Source organism: Pseudomonas sp. B21-021, from assembly GCF_024749205.1.
Classification (GTDB): Bacteria; Pseudomonadota; Gammaproteobacteria; order Pseudomonadales; family Pseudomonadaceae; genus Aquipseudomonas; species Aquipseudomonas paraglycinae.
Map to the genome: position 1 here is coordinate 4,512,501 of NZ_CP087192.1, position 18,570 is coordinate 4,531,070.

General features: G+C 60.8%; 21 protein-coding genes. 11 read left to right on the forward strand and 10 right to left on the reverse strand.

The window, feature by feature from the left end; all coding sequences use genetic code 11:
* Nucleotides 1-50 precede the first annotated feature (50 nt).
* Both rhtA and LOY31_RS20150 read left to right on the forward strand, forming a co-directional pair.
* Complete coding sequence (gene rhtA / locus LOY31_RS20145) at nt 51-938, forward strand: threonine/homoserine exporter RhtA (protein WP_007955853.1); 888 nt, start codon at nt 51-53, stop codon at nt 936-938.
* A gap of 168 nt (nt 939-1,106) precedes the next feature.
* Complete coding sequence (locus LOY31_RS20150) at nt 1,107-1,388, forward strand: hypothetical protein (protein WP_007955851.1); 282 nt, start codon at nt 1,107-1,109, stop codon at nt 1,386-1,388.
* Between the two features lie 10 nt (nt 1,389-1,398).
* Here the strand turns inward: LOY31_RS20150 and LOY31_RS20155 are convergent, their stop codons facing one another.
* Nucleotides 1,399-1,968 (reverse strand): TetR/AcrR family transcriptional regulator, encoded by a 570-nt coding sequence (locus LOY31_RS20155; protein WP_007955849.1) that lies wholly within the window; start codon nt 1,966-1,968, stop codon nt 1,399-1,401.
* Nucleotides 1,969-2,059: 91 nt separating this feature from the next.
* Between LOY31_RS20155 and LOY31_RS20160 the strand changes: the two genes are divergently transcribed.
* Both LOY31_RS20160 and LOY31_RS20165 read left to right on the forward strand, forming a co-directional pair.
* A complete protein-coding gene (locus LOY31_RS20160) occupies nt 2,060-2,788 on the forward strand; it encodes an SDR family oxidoreductase (RefSeq protein ID WP_108562869.1) in 729 nt (242 codons plus the stop codon).
* A gap of 33 nt (nt 2,789-2,821) precedes the next feature.
* Nucleotides 2,822-3,412: a 2-hydroxychromene-2-carboxylate isomerase gene (locus tag LOY31_RS20165; protein ID WP_085607047.1), complete on the forward strand. Its 591-nt coding sequence runs from the start codon at nt 2,822-2,824 to the stop codon at nt 3,410-3,412.
* Here LOY31_RS20165 and LOY31_RS20170 read toward each other — a convergent pair.
* On the reverse strand, nt 3,409-4,407 hold the full coding sequence (locus tag LOY31_RS20170; protein ID WP_258712126.1) for a zinc-dependent alcohol dehydrogenase family protein: 999 nt from the start codon (nt 4,405-4,407) through the stop codon (nt 3,409-3,411). The genes LOY31_RS20165 and LOY31_RS20170 overlap by 4 nt on opposite strands.
* 112 nt (nt 4,408-4,519) lie before the next feature.
* Here LOY31_RS20170 and LOY31_RS20175 point away from each other — a divergent pair, with 112 nt between their 5' ends.
* Complete coding sequence (locus tag LOY31_RS20175) at nt 4,520-5,428, forward strand: LysR family transcriptional regulator (protein WP_258712127.1); 909 nt, start codon at nt 4,520-4,522, stop codon at nt 5,426-5,428.
* Here the strand turns inward: LOY31_RS20175 and LOY31_RS20180 are convergent.
* The 4 genes from LOY31_RS20180 to LOY31_RS20195 all read right to left on the reverse strand — a co-directional run bounded on the left by LOY31_RS20180 (nt 5,421) and on the right by LOY31_RS20195 (nt 9,645).
* Nucleotides 5,421-7,229 (reverse strand): aminopeptidase P family protein, encoded by a 1,809-nt coding sequence (locus tag LOY31_RS20180; protein WP_258712128.1) that lies wholly within the window; start codon nt 7,227-7,229, stop codon nt 5,421-5,423. The two genes, LOY31_RS20175 and LOY31_RS20180, sit on opposite strands and share 8 nt — an antisense overlap.
* Before the next feature lie 57 nt (nt 7,230-7,286).
* On the reverse strand, nt 7,287-8,453 hold the full coding sequence (locus tag LOY31_RS20185; RefSeq protein ID WP_221535636.1) for an aminotransferase class V-fold PLP-dependent enzyme: 1,167 nt from the start codon (nt 8,451-8,453) through the stop codon (nt 7,287-7,289).
* Nucleotides 8,454-8,659: 206 nt separating this feature from the next.
* The gene (locus tag LOY31_RS20190; RefSeq protein ID WP_221535635.1) at nt 8,660-9,274 is read right to left on the reverse strand and encodes a LysE family translocator; all 615 of its coding nucleotides are present in this window, start codon (nt 9,272-9,274) and stop codon (nt 8,660-8,662) included.
* A 101-nt stretch (nt 9,275-9,375) separates the two neighbouring features.
* Nucleotides 9,376-9,645: a hypothetical protein gene (locus tag LOY31_RS20195; RefSeq protein WP_221535634.1), complete on the reverse strand. Its 270-nt coding sequence runs from the start codon at nt 9,643-9,645 to the stop codon at nt 9,376-9,378.
* A 389-nt stretch (nt 9,646-10,034) separates the two neighbouring features.
* Here LOY31_RS20195 and msuE point away from each other — a divergent pair, with 389 nt between their 5' ends.
* From msuE to LOY31_RS20215, 4 genes are read left to right on the forward strand one after another with little or no spacing between them, the layout of a single operon-like run.
* The gene (gene msuE / locus LOY31_RS20200; RefSeq protein ID WP_007955830.1) at nt 10,035-10,598 is read left to right on the forward strand and encodes an FMN reductase; all 564 of its coding nucleotides are present in this window, start codon (nt 10,035-10,037) and stop codon (nt 10,596-10,598) included.
* Between the two features lie 10 nt (nt 10,599-10,608).
* Nucleotides 10,609-11,754: an FMNH2-dependent alkanesulfonate monooxygenase gene (gene ssuD, locus LOY31_RS20205; RefSeq protein WP_007955828.1), complete on the forward strand. Its 1,146-nt coding sequence runs from the start codon at nt 10,609-10,611 to the stop codon at nt 11,752-11,754.
* A gap of 10 nt (nt 11,755-11,764) precedes the next feature.
* Nucleotides 11,765-12,952 (forward strand): acyl-CoA dehydrogenase family protein, encoded by a 1,188-nt coding sequence (locus LOY31_RS20210; RefSeq protein WP_007955826.1) that lies wholly within the window; start codon nt 11,765-11,767, stop codon nt 12,950-12,952.
* Nucleotides 12,953-12,975: 23 nt separating this feature from the next.
* Nucleotides 12,976-14,079: a sigma-54-dependent Fis family transcriptional regulator gene (locus LOY31_RS20215; RefSeq protein ID WP_258712129.1), complete on the forward strand. Its 1,104-nt coding sequence runs from the start codon at nt 12,976-12,978 to the stop codon at nt 14,077-14,079.
* On the opposite strand, the gene LOY31_RS20220 is transcribed toward LOY31_RS20215, so the two are convergent.
* Nucleotides 14,076-14,441, reverse strand: coding sequence for an antibiotic biosynthesis monooxygenase (locus LOY31_RS20220; protein WP_007955823.1), 366 nt, complete (start codon nt 14,439-14,441; stop codon nt 14,076-14,078). The two genes, LOY31_RS20215 and LOY31_RS20220, sit on opposite strands and share 4 nt — an antisense overlap.
* A 90-nt stretch (nt 14,442-14,531) precedes the next feature.
* Between LOY31_RS20220 and soxR the strand changes: the two genes are divergently transcribed.
* On the forward strand, nt 14,532-14,990 hold the full coding sequence (gene soxR, locus LOY31_RS20225; RefSeq protein WP_085607061.1) for a redox-sensitive transcriptional activator SoxR: 459 nt from the start codon (nt 14,532-14,534) through the stop codon (nt 14,988-14,990).
* A gap of 36 nt (nt 14,991-15,026) precedes the next feature.
* On the opposite strand, the gene LOY31_RS20230 is transcribed toward soxR, so the two are convergent.
* The 3 genes from LOY31_RS20230 to LOY31_RS20240 form a co-directional block, all read right to left on the reverse strand.
* Nucleotides 15,027-15,797 carry a MetQ/NlpA family ABC transporter substrate-binding protein gene (locus tag LOY31_RS20230; protein WP_258712130.1) on the reverse strand — a complete coding sequence of 257 codons (771 nt, stop codon included), beginning with the start codon at nt 15,795-15,797 and terminating at the stop codon, nt 15,027-15,029.
* Between the two features lie 73 nt (nt 15,798-15,870).
* The gene (locus tag LOY31_RS20235) at nt 15,871-16,536 is read right to left on the reverse strand and encodes a methionine ABC transporter permease (protein WP_007955819.1); all 666 of its coding nucleotides are present in this window, start codon (nt 16,534-16,536) and stop codon (nt 15,871-15,873) included.
* A 2-nt stretch (nt 16,537-16,538) separates the two neighbouring features.
* Complete coding sequence (locus LOY31_RS20240; RefSeq protein WP_258712131.1) at nt 16,539-17,753, reverse strand: SfnB family sulfur acquisition oxidoreductase; 1,215 nt, start codon at nt 17,751-17,753, stop codon at nt 16,539-16,541.
* A gap of 284 nt (nt 17,754-18,037) precedes the next feature.
* Here LOY31_RS20240 and LOY31_RS20245 point away from each other — a divergent pair, with 284 nt between their 5' ends.
* Entirely contained in the window at nt 18,038-18,496 is a 459-nt protein-coding gene (locus LOY31_RS20245; RefSeq protein ID WP_085607067.1) for a VOC family protein, read from the forward strand.
* Nucleotides 18,497-18,570: the final 74 nt, after the last annotated feature.

The following is an 18,570-nucleotide window of genomic DNA, read 5'->3' on the forward strand; positions in this document are numbered from 1 at the left end:
CACTATATTGCCCAACACACCTCAGTTCCTTCCCCGGATGATGCCACGCAATGAACGACCAGCCTCGCAGCCTTGCCTCAACCCTGTTCCCGGTTGGCCTTCTATTAATAGCCATGGCATCAATCCAATCCGGCGCCTCGCTGGCTAAAAGCATGTTCCCCATCGTTGGCGCTCAAGGCACTACCACCCTGCGCCTGATCTTCGCCAGCGTGATCATGCTGTTATTGCTAAAACCCTGGAGAGCGAAGCTGACAGCCAAATCGCTGCGTACAGTGATTGTCTACGGGATGGCGCTAGGAGGGATGAACTTCCTCTTCTATATGTCGTTGCGCACTGTCCCCCTCGGCATCGCCGTCGCCCTGGAGTTCACCGGGCCGCTGGCAGTCGCCATCTATGCCTCACGCCGCGCAATCGACTTTCTATGGATTGCCTTGGCTGCCATCGGCTTGTTGCTGTTGATACCAACCGGCGCTACGACAGCGGGTATCGATCTGGTGGGTGCAGGTTATGCACTGGGAGCCGGCGTTTGCTGGGCGCTATACATTCTGTTCGGCCAGAAGGCCGGCGCCGATAACGGCGTGACCACCGCGGCGCTTGGCGTGATGATCGCAGCCCTGTTCGTCGCCCCCATCGGTATCGTCCACGCAGGCAGCGCATTGCTGACTCCAGCACTGATCCCGATCGCTATCGGCGTCGCAATCCTGTCTACCGCCCTCCCCTACACACTGGAAATGGTCGCCCTCACCCGCATGCCCGCCCGCACCTTCGGCACGCTGATGAGCATCGAACCGGCCTTCGGCGCACTGTCGGGCCTGCTATTCCTTCAGGAATACCTTTCTTTGTCACAATGGATGGCGATCCTGTGCATTATTCTGGCCTCCGTCGGTGCAACCATGACCATGGGCAGCACTGCCAAACCCGCCATCGCGGCGGATTGAAAGGGGATTGAACGAAGGTCTGGCATTTGGCGCTCATTTAGGCCATGTTTAGCCTCGCAACCCAATGCCAGACATGGATTTTTTCGGATACGGACATCGGAACGCGTCAAGCGAGAGCGCATACAGGCAGACCCGAGCGCCAGACTCGAGGCCGCCATAAGGACGGTAATGAAACGAATTTTGATACTGATCGCCATACTCGCCGTTGCGGGCTGCGCGGCGACGTCGAAGACCCAGGTCAAGCATGGCAAGAAAGGGCTGCACATCAACTGTTCGGGGTTGTCCTCCTCTTGGGACAAGTGCTACGCCAGCGCTGCAAACTCTTGCGCACCGAAGGGCTACAAGGTCATCGCAAAGTCAGGCGATACCGTGGAAGAACCGGGTGATTACCCCTTCGGTCTCAACCCCGCCGGCTATACCAGCCGCAGCATGATCGTCATCTGCAAATAAACCATCGCCGCTACTGCACTCGCGAAGCGGCGAGCTGGTGTCCGATCTCTTCATGACAGGAGTTCAGCACCCGCTGCTGAATCTTCGGTGACGCCAGCATACGTGCCACGACCAGCGCTCCGACACATTGCGACAGAATCGCCCAAGCCAGGCTGTCGCTTTCCAGAATCTGCGCCCAACTTTCCTGAAGCTTGCAAATCCACAGCTCAGCCTGCTCCCTCACAACAATATCCGACCGCGCTATCTCGGCGCCCAGCGCAGGTAATGCGCAGCCCAGTTCGGGTTGCTCGACATGAGCCATGTTCAGATACAGTTTCAGGCACCGCTCCAGCCGTTCACGATCCTGCGTACCCTGCCCGCCCAAGCGCTCCAGACTCTGGCACAACTCTCGCTCGACGATAGCCGCGAACAAGGCGTCCTTGGACGAGAAATGACTGTAGAACGCCGCCCCGCTCAGGCCGATTGCTTTCATCAGGCCATCGACGCCCATTGATGAAAACCCGGTCTTTTTCGCAGACAGCGAGCTGCTTTGCAGGAGCTTTTCTTTGGTTTCCAGCTTGTGACCGGCGGAGTACCGCATGTATTTGTCCTCACATTGAGTGCCTTGACGCTGAGCAAATCCTAGCATAACGTTCGTTCACTTAACGATCGTTTACTAAAGGGATCCACCCATGAATAACAAGAAGGTCGTATTGGTTGTCGGTGCAGGTGATGCCACGGGCGGCGCCATCGCCAAGCGGTTCGCCAAGGAAGGTTTCGTCGCGTGCGTCACGCGGCGCAGCGCCGACAAATTGCAGCCGTTGGTGGAAGCGATTCAGGCGGACGGCGGTGAAGCCCACGGTTTTGCCTGCGATGCGCGCAAGGAAGAAGATGTAATTGCACTGATCGAAGACATCGAAACCCGCCTCGGTCCGATTGAAGCATTCGTTTTCAACATCGGCGCCAACGTGCCCTGCAGCATTCTCGAAGAAACCGCCCGCAAGTATTTCAAGATCTGGGAAATGGCCTGTTTCTCCGGTTTCCTCAATGCCCGGGAAGTCGCCAAACGGATGGTGACCCGCAGCCGCGGCACGATCCTGTTCACCGGCGCAACTGCCGGATTACGCGGCGCCTCAGGCTTCGCCGCATTCGCCGGAGCCAAGCACGGTATCCGGGCTCTGGCACAGAGCATGGCCAGAGAGCTTGGCCCGATGAACATCCATGTCGCCCACGTCGTGGTCGACGGCGCCATCGATACCGATTTCATCCGCGACAACTTCCCTGACAAATACGCCACCAAGGACCAGGACGGCATTCTCAATCCAGAACACATCGCCGAGAACTACTGGTATCTGCATAGCCAGCCACGGGATGCCTGGACGTTCGAACTGGATCTGCGTCCGTGGAACGAGCGCTGGTAATCCCCCCAATAACAAAAACAGAGTGCAGCGAACATGAGCAAAACCGTGGAGTTCTATTTCGATCTCGGCAGCCCCGCCACTTATCTGGCGTACACCCAACTGCCGAAAATCTGCGCCGAAAACGGTAGCCAGTTGATCTACATTCCGATGTTGCTGGGCGGCGTCTTCAAAGCCACCGGTAACGCGTCGCCGGCAATGATCCCGGCCAAGGGTCGCTACATGTTTCAGGACCTGGACCGCTACGCCAAACGCTACGGCATGCCCCTTAAATTCAACCCGCATTTCCCGATCAATACCCTGATGTTGATGCGCGCGGTCACCGGCATTCAACTGCGTCATCCTGATCGCTTCCTGGCATTCATCGATTGCCTGTTCAAAGCGCTGTGGGTTGAAGGCCGCCCCCTCGATGAGCCGGCAGCGGTTGCCGCCGTGCTGACTGAACATGGCTTCAATCCTGAAGAAGTACTGGCATTGACCAACGATGAAGCAGTCAAGGCCGCACTAAAGGACAACACCGAAATCGCCGTGAAGCGTGGCGTCTTCGGTGCGCCGAGCATGTTCATCGACAACCAGTTGTTCTTCGGTCAGGACCGGCTCGACTTTGTAGTGGAAGCCCTTCGCTAAATCTCCACCACCAGACGCCCCTGAGCTGCTTTCGTCGCCAGCAGCTCATGGGCTTCCCCGGCGGTTTCCAGCGTGAACCGACGCGGATCAAGCAGAGGTCGCAGCTGACCGGACTCAATCAGCGCGGCAGCCTGTCGCAAAATCTCGCCATGATGCTCACAGCCCCTGCCGGTCAATAACGGCAACAAGGTGAACACGCCCGAATACGTCGCCCCACGAAACGACAACGGCGCAAGACTGTGCTGCCCCCAACCGAGGCAACTGAGTACATGCCCGCTGTAGGTCCGTGCGGCTTTGAACGAGGCGTCCAGCGTCTCTCCCCCGACCGTGTCATAGACAATGTCGAACCCCTCCCCCGCCGTGAACTCGGCGACATAGTCCTCCACCGAGCTCTCTCGATAATCGATGAACGTCGCGCCGTAACCCTCGATGATCGAGCGTTGTCCCGCAGACCCCGTTGCATATACTTCAGCACCCAATGCTCGGGCCAGTTGAACGGCGACATGCCCGACACCACCCGCACCACCGTGAATCAACACCTTCTGCCCCGCACTCACCCGAGCCCGATCCACCAGGCCTTCCCACGCCGTGATCAATATCAATGGCAGGCTCGCGGCCTCGCGCGGGCTCAGGTTCAAAGGCTTACGCGCCAGCAGTCGAGCGTCCACCACTGCAAACTCGGCCAGCGAACCTTGCGCGCCACCAATCCCCGTGGCAAACGCATACACCTCATCGCCCGGCGCCCAATCCTGCACGCCCTCACCCACCGCTTCGATCACACCCGCCAGATCCAACCCCAACACCGCTGGCAACGGTTGCCGGGCATGGGCGGCCTGCCCTGCTCGGATTTTCAGATCCAGCGGATTCACACCGCTGGCCTTGATCCGCACCAATACCTGCCCGGCCTCTGCCACGGGGCGCTCAAGGGAAACCATGCGTAACGGCCCGTTGGCGGTGTCCACTATCAGGGCTTTCATGTTCAGTGAGTCAGTCATTTCGGTCATTCCTGTGGGAGAAAGTGAAGCCATGTTCCCGCAGCAGATCCATGCCGATAAGACGCCAAATGACTATAGTGATCATGCCAAATCGGCATGAATGAGGCGCTTCATGGACAAGCTCAACGCAATGACCATCTTCGTCCGGGTGGTCGAACGCGGCAGTTTCTCCGCCGTTGCCCGGGAACTGCACACCACCCAGCCGACCATCAGCAAAGTCCTGCGCGCTCTTGAGAGTCAATTGGGCGGCAAGCTGATTGCCCGCAGTACACGCAAGCTGTCACTGACCGATGAAGGTCAGCGGTACTACAACGAATGTCGAAATATCCTCGCTGCCGTGGATGCCGCCGAGCACAGTTTCCAGTCCGGCAGGGAAACCGTGGCCGGTCCTCTGCGAATCGGCTCCTCCGTCAGTTTCGGCCGCTTGCAGATCGCTTCGCGACTGGCGGAATTTCTGCAGCGCTACCCGCAGGTGCAGGTCGACCTGCAACTGAGCGATCAGAATCTGGATCTGGTCAGCGAAGGCCTGGACGTCAGCCTGCGCATCGGCGAGCTGAACGACAGCGGCATGATCGCCCGACGCATCGGCACCACCCACCGGCTCACGGTGGCGACGCCCGATTACCTGCAACGCCACGGTCACCCACAATCACCTCAGGATCTTGCGAAGCACAACTGCCTGCAATTCAACCTGCTCAGCACTCAGAATCTGTGGACCTACGAGAAGGATGGCCAACACCACGACGTACGCATCCAGGGCAACGCCCAGAGCAACAACTCCGAAGCGATCCGCGAAATGGTCTTGGGAGGATTGGGGATTTCGCTGTCACCGGTCTGGCTGTTCAGCGAAGATTTGAAGGTGGGTCGAGTGGTCGCCCTGTTGCAGGACTACCAGACCCGATCATTGCCGATTCACGCCGTGTCCCCGGCGAACCGTCGCCAGTCCGCCAGGGTCAACGCGTTTGTCGATTTCATGACCCAGGCGCTGGCTGCAGCGCCCGAGCTTCAACCGATCAGATAGCGGCAGTACGCGTGTTCAGCCATTCCAGTGCCGCGCCGTCAAGCAACGGGCTCAGGCGCTCGCGCACTTCGGCGTGATAGGCGTTGAACCACTGCTTCTCTTCTTGCGTCAGCAACGACGGTTCCAGGCAGCGAGTGTCGATCGGGCACAGGGTCAGGGTTTCGAACTTGAGGAACTCGCCGAACTCGCTGCTTCCTGCTTCAACGTTCATCGCCAGGTTTTCGATCCGCACACCCCAGCGGCCCGGACGATAAGTGCCCGGCTCGATGGAAGTGATCATGCCCGGTTGCATGGCGGTTTGCGGCGCCGGCGCCGCCTGATAGGCGATCACCTGCGGACCTTCATGAACGTTGAGGAAATAACCCACGCCGTGACCGGTGCCGTGACCATAGTCGACGTTATCGGCCCAGATCGGCGCGCGGGCAATCGCATCCAGCAACGGCGACAGAATGTCTTTCGGGAATCGCGCACGGGACAAGGCAATCACGCCTTTCAGCACACGAGTGCAATCGCGCTTCTGCTCTTCGGTTGGCGTACCAACAGCCACCATGCGCGTGATGTCGGTAGTGCCGCCCAGGTATTGACCACCGGAATCGATCAGCAACAAGCCGTCACCCTCGATCACCGCGTGCTCTTCCGGGGTGGCGTGGTAATGCGGCATCGCGCCGTTGGCGTTGTACGCGGCAATGGTGTTGAAACTCAGCGACACATAATCCGGGCGACGCTCACGGGCCGCCGTGAGTTTTTCGTCGATGGTCAGCTCGGTAATGCGCTCACGACCCCAGGCCGATTCCAGCCAGGTGAAAAACTCGCACAGCGCCGCGCCATCCTGCTCCATCGCCTGACGGATGTGCCCGGCATCCGCCAGGCTCTTCTGCGACTTGGCCAGTGTGGTCGGGTTCAGGCCTTCGACCAATTTCACGCCAGTGTCGAGGTTATCCAGCAGACCGCTAGTGACCCGCGCCGGATCCACCAGCAGGCTCGCGCCGCTCGGAATAGCACGCAAGGCGTCAGCGACTTCGCTGTAGTCACGCAGGGTCACGCCGTCTTTTTCCAGCACGGCACGCAGCTCAACATCGACCTTGCTCAAGGCCACAAACAGCGTGGCTTGCTGCTGGCTGATCAGGGCGAAGGAAACGAACACCGGGTTGAACGACACATCGCCGCCGCGCAGGTTGAACAGCCAGGCGATGTCGTCGAGGGTAGCGATGAAGTGCCAGTCAGCGCCGCGCTCCTGCAGGGTTTCGCGCAGTTTTCCGAGCTTTTCGCCACGGCTGACAGTCGCCTGCGGTGGCAGGTGCTGATAGATCGGCGCATTCGGCAACGCCGGGCGATCGCTCCAGACTTCTTTCAACAAGTCGATGTCGGTCCGCAGACTGGCGCCCCGCGCTTCGAGCTTGCCGCCCAGCGTACGCGCCGATGCGACGGCCATCACCGCGCCGTCAACCGCGACCACGCCACCTTCCGGCGTCTGCTCGGCCAGCCAGTCCAGCGGGCTCGGCTGACCCGGTTGCAGTTTCACCAGTTCGATGCCGCTGCCCTTGAGTTCCTTGGTCGCCTGCTCCCAGTAACGGCTGTCGGCCCAGACCCCGGCGAAATCGGTGGTGACAATCAACGTGCCGACCGAGCCATGAAAACCCGACAGCCATTGCCGGCCCTGCCAGTAACCCGGCAAGTATTCCGACAGGTGCGGGTCGGCGGACGGCACCAGCAACGCGTGGATACCTTCGCGACGCATCAGTTCACGGGTGTGCGCGAGGCGCTGGGGAACCGTTCCTTCGGTCAAAGTCTGGGTACTCATCATGTCTCCTGCCAATCACTTCATCGTTATTGTTCGGTGCCGTTCGAAGCCGGCTCGTTAAAGCCCTGTCGCCCAGAATGCCGGAGCACTGGCGCAGGCGGTCTTGATCAGTTCTACAGCCTTGTCGATGTCCTCGGCGGTGGTGAAACGGCCGAGGCTCAGGCGAATGGTACGGCCGGCCAGGTGCGCGTCATGCCCTAATGCCAGCAAGACGTGGGACGGCGCGTTGCTGGCGGAATTGCAGGCCGAGGTCGCGGAAAACGCGATCGAATGGCTCAGCGCTGCCGGGTTGAACTCGCCTTCGCTGAAGGTCAGGCTCAAGGTGTGCGGGATACGTTGGGTGCTGCTGCCATTGAGGCGCACGCCAGGCAGGCTCAAGAGTTGTTCGAGCAGACGCTCGCGCAGCGCGACGATGGTTTTCTTCTCGTCATCGAAAGCTTCGGCGGCCAAGGCAAATGCCGAGCCCATGGCAGCGATCTGGTGAGTCGCCAGCGTTCCGGAACGCAACCCGCCCTCGTGGCCACCACCGTGAATCTGCGCCTGCAAACGCTGCTGCGCATGCGGGCCGACGTACAGCGCGCCGATGCCTTTAGGGCCGTAAAGCTTGTGCGCCGAGAACGACATCAGGTCCACCGGCCACTGCGCCAGATCGATCGCGACCTTGCCGGCGCCCTGGGCAGCATCGACGTGGAACAACGCTCCACGCCCACGCACCACTTCGCCGATGGCCGGGATGTCGTTGACGGTGCCGAGTTCGTTGTTGACCAGCATCAGCGACACCAGAAAGGTGTCATCGCGCATCGCTTCGCTGACCGCTTGCGGGGTAATCAGGCCTTCGGCGTCCGGCACCAGATAGGTCACGGCGACACCGGCGTCCTGCAATTGCCGGGCGGTGTCGAGGATGGCCTTGTGTTCGATCTGGCTGGTGATGATGTGCCCGCCGGACACACCACGGGCCTGAGCCACACCTTTAAGGGCGAGGTTGTTGGATTCTGTAGCGCCGGAGGTCCAGACGATCTGCTGCGCCTGGGCGCCGACCAGTTCGGCGACTTGCCGGCGAGCGTTCTCGACCGTTTGCCGGGCCTGCTGGCCGAAGGCGTGGGAGCTGGAGGCCGGGTTGCCGAAGTTACCGTTGAAACCCAGACACTCGATCATCACCTGGATGACCCGCTCGTCCACCGGGGTGGTGGCGGCGTAATCGAAATACAGCGGACGTGTGTTCATAAAAAGACTCGCAGAGCGTGTTCCGGGATCAGGAAGCTCGTGTCTACAAACGGCACGACGCAGCCTTGTGAGCTGCGTCCGGGTTCGAGAGCGTCATCAATACCTGATCGGATGCCGTTAAAGAAGAACAACTTCATTTAAAAGTGCGTAGGAACGCTCCTGAACGCGACTTTAACAGGCATCGGGCCGGCGGTTGTAGCGCTGCGTCAGCTAAAGCTTTCAAGGAGTAACGGATACAGCGAGATCACCAGCAGCGCTGCCATGCCCCAGTTGAACAACCGCAACCAGCGGCGATCCTTGAGCACGTTGCGCAGCAAGGTCCCGCAAGCCGCCCAGACGCCGACGCTCGGCAGGTTGATGATAGCAAACACCGCCGCAATCACGATCACGTTGGTGAAATAACCCTGCATCGGCGTGTACGTGCTGATGGCACCGATGGCCATGATCCACGCCTTTGGATTGACCCACTGGAAAGCCGCCGCGCCGAGATAGCTGATCGGTTTCGCCTCGCCCTGCTCGCTATCACCGACCGGGCCGGAGTGAGCGATCTTCCAAGCCAGATAGAGCAAGTACGCCGCGCCGACGTAACGCAGGACCGTATAAAGCAGCGGATAAGTCTGGAACACCGCGCCAAGGCCAAAACCCACCGCCACCACCAGCACGAAGAAACCGCAGGTAATGCCGAGCATATGGGGGATGGTGCGGTTAAAACCGAAGTTCACGCCCGACGCCAGCAACATGGTGTTGTTCGGCCCCGGTGTGATCGAGGTGACAAGGGCAAACAGGGCAAAGCCCAGCAGCAGGTCGAGCGAGAGGGTCATGGCAGGCAGTCCGTCAGGGTCATTCAGGTGTTGACCCTATCCCACGGCGCCGCGCAAACCCACGGACAGTTGGGTAAAACTTCGAGCAGTACAGTTACGGATCAGCTAGGACGACCGTGCAGCTGTACGGCCCGCTCGGCGCTCATTTCACCCTTGCTGTCGAAACCGAAAGTCTTCTGCGGCTGGCCAAGCAGTTGGGCTTTCTTCGCGTGGTATTCCTCGAACGACAAGCCGCTGCGGTTCAAGGTTTCCAGCGCCAGTTCGCGGGTTTCTTCCGCCGTGTAAGGGCGCAGTTCCGGGGAAACGTGGCTCGCGCAACCAGCGAGAACGGAGAGAGAGAGCATCAGGGAAACAGTCAGTAAACGATTCATGGGAGCGTCCTGGCGAGCAGTGTGGGTCGATGGAGAAAAGGTACGCCCGGGCACGCTTTGGCAGAAATCAACGCTCTCAATAGTGGCTATCAGAATTCGGGCAGGATTCGTCCTGCATATTCTCAAAAGACCTATCAATATCAATTAACAGTCTTTTACGGAATAACAGTCAGCCTTTATAAATCCTTCATCGCGTTCGGCACTGTTGCTCCAGCAACTGTTTCCCAGGCAACAGCGGTTCAACAAACCGGCCTGAAAGTCACACGAGCACAGCCGCCGACAACGCTCAAAGCCCCGGAATACGGGCCTTACAGGAATTGGTACAGCGCTTGCTCTGCTCCGGTGACTACTCACTGCTCGCCGAGCAACTGTTGAAAAAGGAACTGACCATGTCGCGTCCACTGAAAGTCGTCGCCCTGTCCGGCGGAACCTGGCGTCCGTCTCGCACCCTGGTGCTGACCCAGGCCCTGCTGGCCGAATTGTCCGGGCACCTGCCGGTCGAGAGTCACCTCATCGAACTCGGTGACATCGCCCGCCCGCTGGGCGCTGCACTGTCCCGTCAGGAACTGCCGGCCGAGATCGAAGCCGAACTGCAGGCCATCGAACAGGCTGATCTGCTGATCGTCGCCGCGCCGGTCTATCGCGGCTCCTATCCGGGACTGCTCAAGCATTTGTTCGACCTGATCGACCTGAATGCGCTGATCGACACACCTGTGCTGCTTGCCGCCACCGGTGGCAGCGAACGCCATGCGTTGGTCCTCGATCACCAGTTGCGCCCGCTGTTCAGTTTCTTCCAGGCCGTGACCCTGCCGATCGGCGTGTACGCCACCGAAGCCGATTTCGCCGACTACCAGATCACCAGCGAACCGCTCAAGGCGCGCATCCGCCTGGCCGCCGAACGCGCCGCGCCGCTGTTTGGCACTCACATCAAACCGTTGCTGAAGATCGCTTAAGGAGCTGTTCATGGATGTTTTCTGGTTCCTGCCGACCCACGGCGACGGTCACTATCTGGGCACCACCCAAGGCGCGCGCCCGGTCACCCTCAATTACCTGAAACAGGTGGCGCAAGCCGCCGACAGCCTCGGTTACCACGGCGTGCTGATTCCCACCGGCCGTTCCTGCGAGGATTCGTGGGTGATCGCCTCGGCGCTGGTGCCGCTGACCGAACGCCTGCGTTATCTGGTGGCGATCCGTCCGGGGATCATCTCGCCGACCGTCTCGGCGCGAATGGCCGCGACCCTCGATCGACTGTCCAACGGCCGCTTGCTGATCAACGTCGTGACCGGCGGTGATCCCGACGAAAACCGTGGCGACGGCAGTTTCCTCAGCCACAGCGAACGCTACGAAGTCACCGACGAATTCCTCAAGATCTGGCGTCGCGTGTTGCAAGGCGAAGCGGTGGATTTCGAAGGCAAACATCTGAAAGTACAGAACGCCAAGGCGCTGTATCCACCGGTGCAGAAACCCTATCCGCCGCTGTACTTCGGCGGTTCCTCCGACGCAGCCCACGATCTGGCCGCCGAGCAGGTCGACGTGTACCTGACCTGGGGTGAACCACCGGCCGCCGTCGCCGAAAAACTCGCCGATGTGCGCGAACGCGCCGCCCGTCACGGACGCAAGGTGAAGTTCGGCATTCGCCTGCACGTGATCGTGCGCGAGACCGCCGAAGAAGCCTGGAAAGCCGCCGACAAACTGATCGAACACATCAGCGACGAAACCATCGAGGCCGCGCAGAAATCCTTTTCGCGCTTCGATTCCGAAGGCCAGCGACGCATGGCCGCCCTGCACGACGGGCGCCGCGACAACCTGGAAATCGCCCCCAACCTGTGGGCCGGCGTCGGTCTGGTGCGCGGCGGTGCCGGCACTGCATTGGTCGGCGATCCGCAGCAAGTGGCGGCGCGAATCAAGGAGTACGCGGATCTGGGCATCGAGAGCTTCATCTTCTCCGGCTACCCGCATCTGGAAGAGGCCTACCGCTTTGCCGAGCTGGTGTTCCCGCTGCTGCCCGAGCCGTACGCGAGCCTGGCTGGACGCGGTGTCACCAACCTCACCGGGCCGTTCGGCGAAATGATCGCCAACGATGTTCTGCCCGCCAAAGCCAACGCCTGAGGAAGACCGAGTGACTGCCAAACCGCAAAGCACCCTGCTCTCCCCGTTGCAGACCGCCCGCCAACTGGCCGCCGAATTTGCCCTGACCGCCGTCGAGCGCGACGAGCGTGGCGGCACACCAAAAGCCGAACGCGACGCCCTGCGCGACAGCGGTCTGCTGGCCCTGAGCATTCCCACCCGTTACGGCGGCCTCGGCGCGCGCTGGAGCGAAACCCTGGAAGTCGTGCGCGAATTCGCCAAGGTCGACAGCTCGATCGCCCACGTCTTCGGTTTTCATCATTTAATGCTCGCCACCGTCCGGTTGTTTTCCCGCCCGGAACAATGGCAACCGTGGTTCGAACAGACCGCGCGGCAGAACTGGTTCTGGGGCAACGCGCTCAATCCGCTGGACACCCGCACCGTGGTCAAGGATCTGGGTGGCTGGCGCGAGTTTTCCGGCAAGAAGAGCTTCTGCTCCGGCGCCAGCGATTCACAGATGCTGATTGCCTCGGCGGTGGACGAAAGCAACGGCGGAAAACTGCTGATCGCGGCGATCCCCAGCGGCCGCAGCGGCATCACCCTGCACAACGACTGGAACAACATCGGCCAGCGCCAGACCGACAGCGGCAGCGCCACGTTCGAACGGGTGCGGGTCGAAGAATCGGAACTGTTGCTGGATCCGGGCCCGTTGAGCACACCGTTCGCCTGTTTGCGCCCGTTGATTGCACAACTGACGTTCACCCACATGTTTCTCGGCATCGCCGAAGGGGCGTTCGAAGAGGCGCGGCAATACACCCTGAGTGAAACCCGCGTCTGGCACAAATCCTCGGTGCGCGAGGTGCGTGAAGATCCTTATGTGCTGGCGCATTACGGCGAGTTCTGGGTCGCCCTCGAAGGCATCCGGTTGTTGGTGGAACGCGCCGCTGCGTTGCTCGACGAGGCCTGGGCCAAAGGCCCGAACCTCAGCGCCGAAGAACGCGGTCACCTCGCCACGGCGATTGCCACCGCCAAGGTCGCCGCCAGTCGTCAGGGCCTGGAGATTTGCAGCCGATTGTTCGAAGTCACCGGCGCCCGTTCGACCCACGCGTCGCTGCGTCTCGACCGACACTGGCGCAACCTGCGCACGCAAACCTTGCACGACCCGCTGGATTACAAACTCCACGAGCTGGGCGACTGGGCGCTGAACCAGTCCCTGCCGGTGCCGACGTTCTATTCCTGATTTCCTTTCGTGGAGCGAGACCCATGCAACTGCTGACCCTGCCGCCCTCACCCGCCCTGGCCACTTCGATTCGCGCCACTGCCCAGGTGTTCGAAGACCCGAAATCCCAGGCCCTGCTCGCGCATCTGCAACAGGTCGCGCCGAGCGAAGCCAGCGTGCTGATCATCGGCGAAACCGGCACCGGCAAAGAGTTGGTAGCGCGGCACATCCACAACCTGAGCAACCGGCGCAACCGGCCGTTCATTGCGGTGAACTGCGGGGCGTTTTCCGAATCGCTGGTGGAAGCCGAACTGTTCGGCCATGAAAAAGGCGCCTTCACCGGCGCCCTCAGCGCCAAGGCCGGATGGTTTGAAGAGGCGGATGGCGGCACCTTGTTCCTTGATGAAATCGGCGATCTGCCGATGGCCATTCAGGTCAAATTGCTGCGGGTGTTGCAGGAGCGTGAAGTGGTGCGCCTGGGTTCGCGCAAGAGCATTCCCATCGATGTGCGAGTGCTGGCGGCGACCAACGTGCAACTGGAGAAAGCCATCAACGCCGGGCATTTCCGCGAGGATCTGTATTACCGGCTGAACGTGGTCAATCTGGAGCTGAGCCCGTTGCGCGATCGGCCCGGCGACATCCTGCCGCTGACCCGGCATTTCATCGAGGCCTACAGTCAGCGCCTGGGCTACGGACGCATCACCATCAGCCCCGGCGCCGAGCACAAGCTGCGCGGCTACAGTTGGCCGGGCAACATCCGCGAACTGGAAAACGTCATCCATCACACGCTGTTGATCTGCCGTAACGGCTTGATCGAACGCGACGATCTGCGCCTGTCGAACCTGCGCATCGACCGTCCGGACGATCAGCACGCGACCGCCGACGACTCACCGGAAGCGCTGCTGGAACGCGCCTTCCAGAAACTCTTCGAGCAACAGGCCGGCGCCCTGCATGAAAAAGTCGAAGACGCGTTGCTGCGCGCGGCTTATCGCTTCTGCCATTACAACCAGGTGCACACTGCGTCCCTGCTCGGCCTGAGCCGCAACGTCACCCGCACGCGGCTGATCAAGATCGGCGAACTGGCGGTGAACAAGCGGCGACCCACGGAAAACCTGCAAGGCGAGCGCTTGATCCAGCTGTCGATCTAGCCAACCAGTTGGCAGTGCAAGCCGTCGTCATGACTGCGGGCGATGCTGCTCAGCACCTGGAATGAACCGAAGGTCACGGTGCGCGCCTGATGGGTGCGGATCAGTTGCCAGAAATCCTGCTCGCCGGTTTCGAAACTCTGGAACGCCGCCTCCCCCGCCTCGCGGGACTGCCATTGCAGAAAGCTCAACACTCGCCGGCCATCGTCGCTGGCCTGGACGCTGGCGCTGACGAAACCGGCGTAACGCTGGGCCAGACGTTCAGTCTGCACCGCCAGCGCCGAGACCAGCGCCGGTTGCTGGCCGGGTTCGATTTCAAATTCGATCAATTGGGTAAAGCTGCGGTTTTTCGCTGGTGCTTGCATGACATCCCCACTCTGTCAGACGAATCTTGCGATTCGAAGGCCTGCAGGGTAAAACCTCGAGTTAACTAGAGGTCAAGGGGCAATTTGCAAATGGTCACTGCGGAAAATGTGCACAAGCAATTGACCGTCGGCGAAGTCGCGGCCCGCAGCGGTGTGGCGGTCACCGCCCTGCACTTTTATGAATCCAAAGGGTTGATCAAGAGCCAGCGCAATGCCGGCAACCAGCGGCGTTATCCACGGGAAGTACTGCGGCGGGTGGCGCTGATCAAGGTGGCGCAACGCCTGGGCATTCCGCTGGCAGAAATCGGCGAGGCGTTGAAACAGCTACCGGACAACCGCGCACCAACGGCGGCGGACTGGAAAGTGTTGTCGGAGCAGTGGCGGCGGGAGCTGGACGAGCGGATCAATCAGTTGATGCTGCTGCGGGATCGACTGACCGGTTGCATCGGCTGCGGATGCCTGTCGATGGAAGCCTGCCCGCTGCGCAATCAGGGCGATGTGCTGGGCGAGCAAGGGCCGGGGGCGCACTTTCTCGACGTACCCAAGTGAGGGTTCCCATGCCATGGGAACCCCCAATTCGATCCATCAGAAGCCCGGCGCAATCTGCCCTTTGTAGCGGGTCAGAATGAACTGACGCACTTCATCGGAATTCAACGCCTTGGCCAGTTTCTGCAGGCCCGGGTCGTTGATGTTGTCGGGACGTGCGACCAGAAACTCGATGTATAGACTCTTGCCCTTCTCGACGATCAGCGCGCTGTTGGTGTCGATCCCGGCTTCCAGCGCGTAGTTGGCGAACACGAACGCCAGGTCCACCTGACCCACCGAACGAGCCAGCAACGCGCCCTCCAGTTCACGAATTTTCAGGTGCTTGGGGTTTTCGACGATGTCGCGCTGGGTGGCCAGGGTGTTGCTCGGGTCCTTGAGTTTGATCAGTCCCGCCTCGTGCAGCAGCACCAGGGCGCGACCAGTGTTCACCGGGTCATTGGGGATCGACACGCTGGCGCCGTCCTTCAGTTCCGAGATGTTCTTGATCTTGGTCGAGTAAGCACCGAACGGTTCGATGTGCACGCCGACCACCGGCACCAGATCGGTATGGCGAGTCTTGTTGAAATCATCGAGAAACGGCCGGTACTGGTAATAGTTGGCGTCGAGGTTTTTCAGCGCCAGTTGCTGGTTGGGCTGGATGAAGTCGGTAAAGACCTTGATGTCCAGATCCACACCTTCCCTGGCCAGGGTCGGTTTGACGAACTCGAGGATTTCCGCGTGCGGCACCGGGGTGGCACCGACGATCAGTTTTTCGTTGGCATGGGCGCCGAACGACAGAACGGCAGCCAGTACGGCCAGGGTCTTTTTCATGCTGTGCTCCAAGGCAGATTTGAGTGGCCGTCGTGGGGTGAACGTGGGGCCTTTATGGGTTGAACTTGTTTTTTCAGCGTCGGCTGTAGTGCGCCACCAGACGGTCACCGGTCATTTGCAGGGCCTGCACCAGAATCAGCAGCAACACCACGGTGACCACCATCACGTCGGTCTGAAAGCGCTGATAGCCGTAGCGGATCGCCAGATCACCGAGCCCGCCGCCACCGATCACGCCGGCCATCGCCGTGTAATCCACCAGCACGATGGCGGTGACCGTCACCGCTGCCAGCAACCCGCCGCGGGCTTCCGGCAGCAGGGTGTGGCGGATGATCTGCCAGGTGTTGGCGCCCATCGCCTGGGTCGCCTCGACCACGCCGCGATCGACTTCGCGCAACGCGGTTTCCACCAGCCGCGCAAAGAATGGTGTGCAACCGACCACCAATGGCGGAATGGTCCCGGGCACGCCCAGCGAGGTGCCCACCAGCAACGTAGTCAGCGGAATCAGCACGATCAGCAAAATGATGAACGGCAGCGAACGCAGCATGTTCACGATCACCGACAGCACCCGGTACAGGCCAACCGTTTCATGCAACTGGCGCTTGCCGGTGAGGAACAGCAGCAACCCCAGCGGCAAGCCCAGCAACACCGTGAACAGCAGCGCCGCGCCGAGCATGCTCAGGGTGTCGAGACAGGCCTGAGCGATGTCGGCCCAGTAAATGTGCTTGAACCATTCGGCCATGATCAGGACCAGTCGTGGCGCGGTGGTTTGACCCCGTTGAGCAGCCAGTTGCCGACCACGTGGTATTTCCAGCGCACTGGGTCATGCAGGGTATGGACCCGAGCGTTGCGCCAGTGGCGGTCGAAGTTGTGCTTCTTCAGGGTCGAGCGGGTACCGCCGAGTTCGAACAGCTTGTTGCTGGCCTCGATGGCGATTTCGGTGGTCAGCACTTTGGCCTTGGCCACGGCCAGGGACGCCAGCGCGACGTTGTCTTCATCCGGTGCCGGACGTGCAGCGTCGAGCGCCCAACCCGCGCGTTCGAGCAAGGCTTCGGCGGCTTCCAGGCGGATTTCCAGCGCGCCGATCTGAATGATCGTCAGCGGATCTTCACTGGCCTTTTCCACACCCGCATCGATCCACGGTCGGGCGAACTGGCGGACAAATTCCACGGTATCGCGCAAGGCTGCCCGGGCGATGCCGGCGTCGATGGCGGCGGTGGTCAACTGGGCGAACGGCCCGGCCAGGGTCGGGTTCTCGTAGGAACGGTACGTCGGAAACAGATTGAATGGTGCCACCTGTAAATCTTGCGCCAGCACCGTGCCGCTGGACGTGGTGCGCTGGCCGATGCTGTCCCAATCATCAACGATCACCAGCCCTTTCGTGCCACGTTCGACGAAGGCCAACTGGCCCTTCTGTTCTTCATCCAGCGCCAGCACCGCCAGCCAGTGGGCGTAGAGCGAACCGGTGCAGTAGCCCTTGCGACCGTTGATCACGAAACCGGCGCCATAACGGCGGAGGGTCGCCTGAATGTCCTGCACATTCTTGCCGCCGGTTTCCGACAGCGCGTTGGCGAAACGATGACCTTGCAGCGCCAGCTCAAAGAAATGCGCCTGCTGCGCCGGGGTGCCTTGCAGGCGGATGTCTTCGAGCAGGCAGTAATGGTTTTGCGGGATCTGCCCGAGCGACGGATCGGCGGCGGAAATGATCGCAATCACCTGCGCTAGCACCGCACAGGACACCTGCGCGCCGCCGTATTCCTTCGGCACGGTGATGCCCCACAGGCCACTGTTGGAATACAGATCGACGATCTCGGCGGGCACTTCGCGGCTGCGGTCACGCTCGGCGGCGTGTTCCTGCAAGACGGCGGCGACCTGCGCGGCCACGCGCAAGGCTTCAACGTCGTCGGCGATCCGGTGGGCGGCCGGCGGGTTGATCGGATAAACGGCAGATTCAGACATGGATGACTCTCGGTATCGGTTTTGTACCGGGTCATTGCAGCTTCTGTGCCTGACCGACAGGCCTTGTCTTTCGGGGGTTACAGCGGATTTTCAGGGTATCTGACGATGAAAAACCCGCGCATTCTGTTGCTTCACTGTCGATGGCTGAACAGTGCGGTGGCTGCTCGTCGGGTAGTCGTTCAGGGCGATGGTACGGATCTATAGTTGAGCGACCGGCAACCCCGGCGAAGGCACACCTTCAACCTCTAATAAAAACCAGGCAACAAATAACAGGGAGTACCGCCATGAGCGTCAAACCCATTCCCGAGGGGTATCACAGCATTACCCCGTACCTCGGCATTCACAAAGCTGCCGAAGCCATCGACTTCTATAAGAAGGCGTTCGGTGCCACCGAAGTCATGCGCCTGAGCATGCCCGACGGCGGCATCGGCCACGCCGAACTGCGCATCGGTGACAGCGCGATCATGCTCGGCTCGCCGTGCGATCAAGGGCCGTTGAGCAATCCGGACAAAGCCGTTTCGGTCGGTTTGCATCTGTACGTGACCGATGTCGACAAATCTTTTCAGCGCGCACTGGATGCCGGCGCTACCTCGGTATCAGAGGTCAAGGATCAGTTCTACGGCGACCGCAGCGGGACGTTGAAAGATCCGTATGGGCATCTGTGGTTCCTCGCCACGCGCAAGGAGGATCTGACACAAGAGCAGATCGAGCAGCGGGCGAAGGAAATGTTCCAGCAGGGTTAGCAACGCCGAGTGTCCACTCCCGTGCAGCGCGCGGGGATGGGCGAACACGATTCATGAACCGTCGAACCACGCTT

Coding starts and splice junctions, on each gene's coding strand:
- LOY31_RS20235 (WP_007955819.1), bottom strand. CDS start 16,536: ATGGCCGAATGGTTCAAGCACATTTACTGGGCCGACATCGCTCAGGCC.
- LOY31_RS20215 (WP_258712129.1), top strand. CDS start 12,976: ATGCAACTGCTGACCCTGCCGCCCTCACCCGCCCTGGCCACTTCGATT.
- LOY31_RS20150 (WP_007955851.1), top strand. CDS start 1,107: ATGAAACGAATTTTGATACTGATCGCCATACTCGCCGTTGCGGGCTGC.
- LOY31_RS20240 (WP_258712131.1), bottom strand. CDS start 17,753: ATGTCTGAATCTGCCGTTTATCCGATCAACCCGCCGGCCGCCCACCGG.
- rhtA (WP_007955853.1), top strand. CDS start 51: ATGAACGACCAGCCTCGCAGCCTTGCCTCAACCCTGTTCCCGGTTGGC.
- LOY31_RS20230 (WP_258712130.1), bottom strand. CDS start 15,797: ATGAAAAAGACCCTGGCCGTACTGGCTGCCGTTCTGTCGTTCGGCGCC.
- LOY31_RS20245 (WP_085607067.1), top strand. CDS start 18,038: ATGAGCGTCAAACCCATTCCCGAGGGGTATCACAGCATTACCCCGTAC.
- LOY31_RS20195 (WP_221535634.1), bottom strand. CDS start 9,645: ATGAATCGTTTACTGACTGTTTCCCTGATGCTCTCTCTCTCCGTTCTC.
- LOY31_RS20170 (WP_258712126.1), bottom strand. CDS start 4,407: ATGACTGACTCACTGAACATGAAAGCCCTGATAGTGGACACCGCCAAC.
- LOY31_RS20190 (WP_221535635.1), bottom strand. CDS start 9,274: ATGACCCTCTCGCTCGACCTGCTGCTGGGCTTTGCCCTGTTTGCCCTT.
- LOY31_RS20160 (WP_108562869.1), top strand. CDS start 2,060: ATGAATAACAAGAAGGTCGTATTGGTTGTCGGTGCAGGTGATGCCACG.
- ssuD (WP_007955828.1), top strand. CDS start 10,609: ATGGATGTTTTCTGGTTCCTGCCGACCCACGGCGACGGTCACTATCTG.
- LOY31_RS20155 (WP_007955849.1), bottom strand. CDS start 1,968: ATGCGGTACTCCGCCGGTCACAAGCTGGAAACCAAAGAAAAGCTCCTG.
- LOY31_RS20165 (WP_085607047.1), top strand. CDS start 2,822: ATGAGCAAAACCGTGGAGTTCTATTTCGATCTCGGCAGCCCCGCCACT.
- LOY31_RS20220 (WP_007955823.1), bottom strand. CDS start 14,441: ATGCAAGCACCAGCGAAAAACCGCAGCTTTACCCAATTGATCGAATTT.
- LOY31_RS20185 (WP_221535636.1), bottom strand. CDS start 8,453: ATGAACACACGTCCGCTGTATTTCGATTACGCCGCCACCACCCCGGTG.
- msuE (WP_007955830.1), top strand. CDS start 10,035: ATGTCGCGTCCACTGAAAGTCGTCGCCCTGTCCGGCGGAACCTGGCGT.
- LOY31_RS20175 (WP_258712127.1), top strand. CDS start 4,520: ATGGACAAGCTCAACGCAATGACCATCTTCGTCCGGGTGGTCGAACGC.
- soxR (WP_085607061.1), top strand. CDS start 14,532: ATGGTCACTGCGGAAAATGTGCACAAGCAATTGACCGTCGGCGAAGTC.
- LOY31_RS20180 (WP_258712128.1), bottom strand. CDS start 7,229: ATGAGTACCCAGACTTTGACCGAAGGAACGGTTCCCCAGCGCCTCGCG.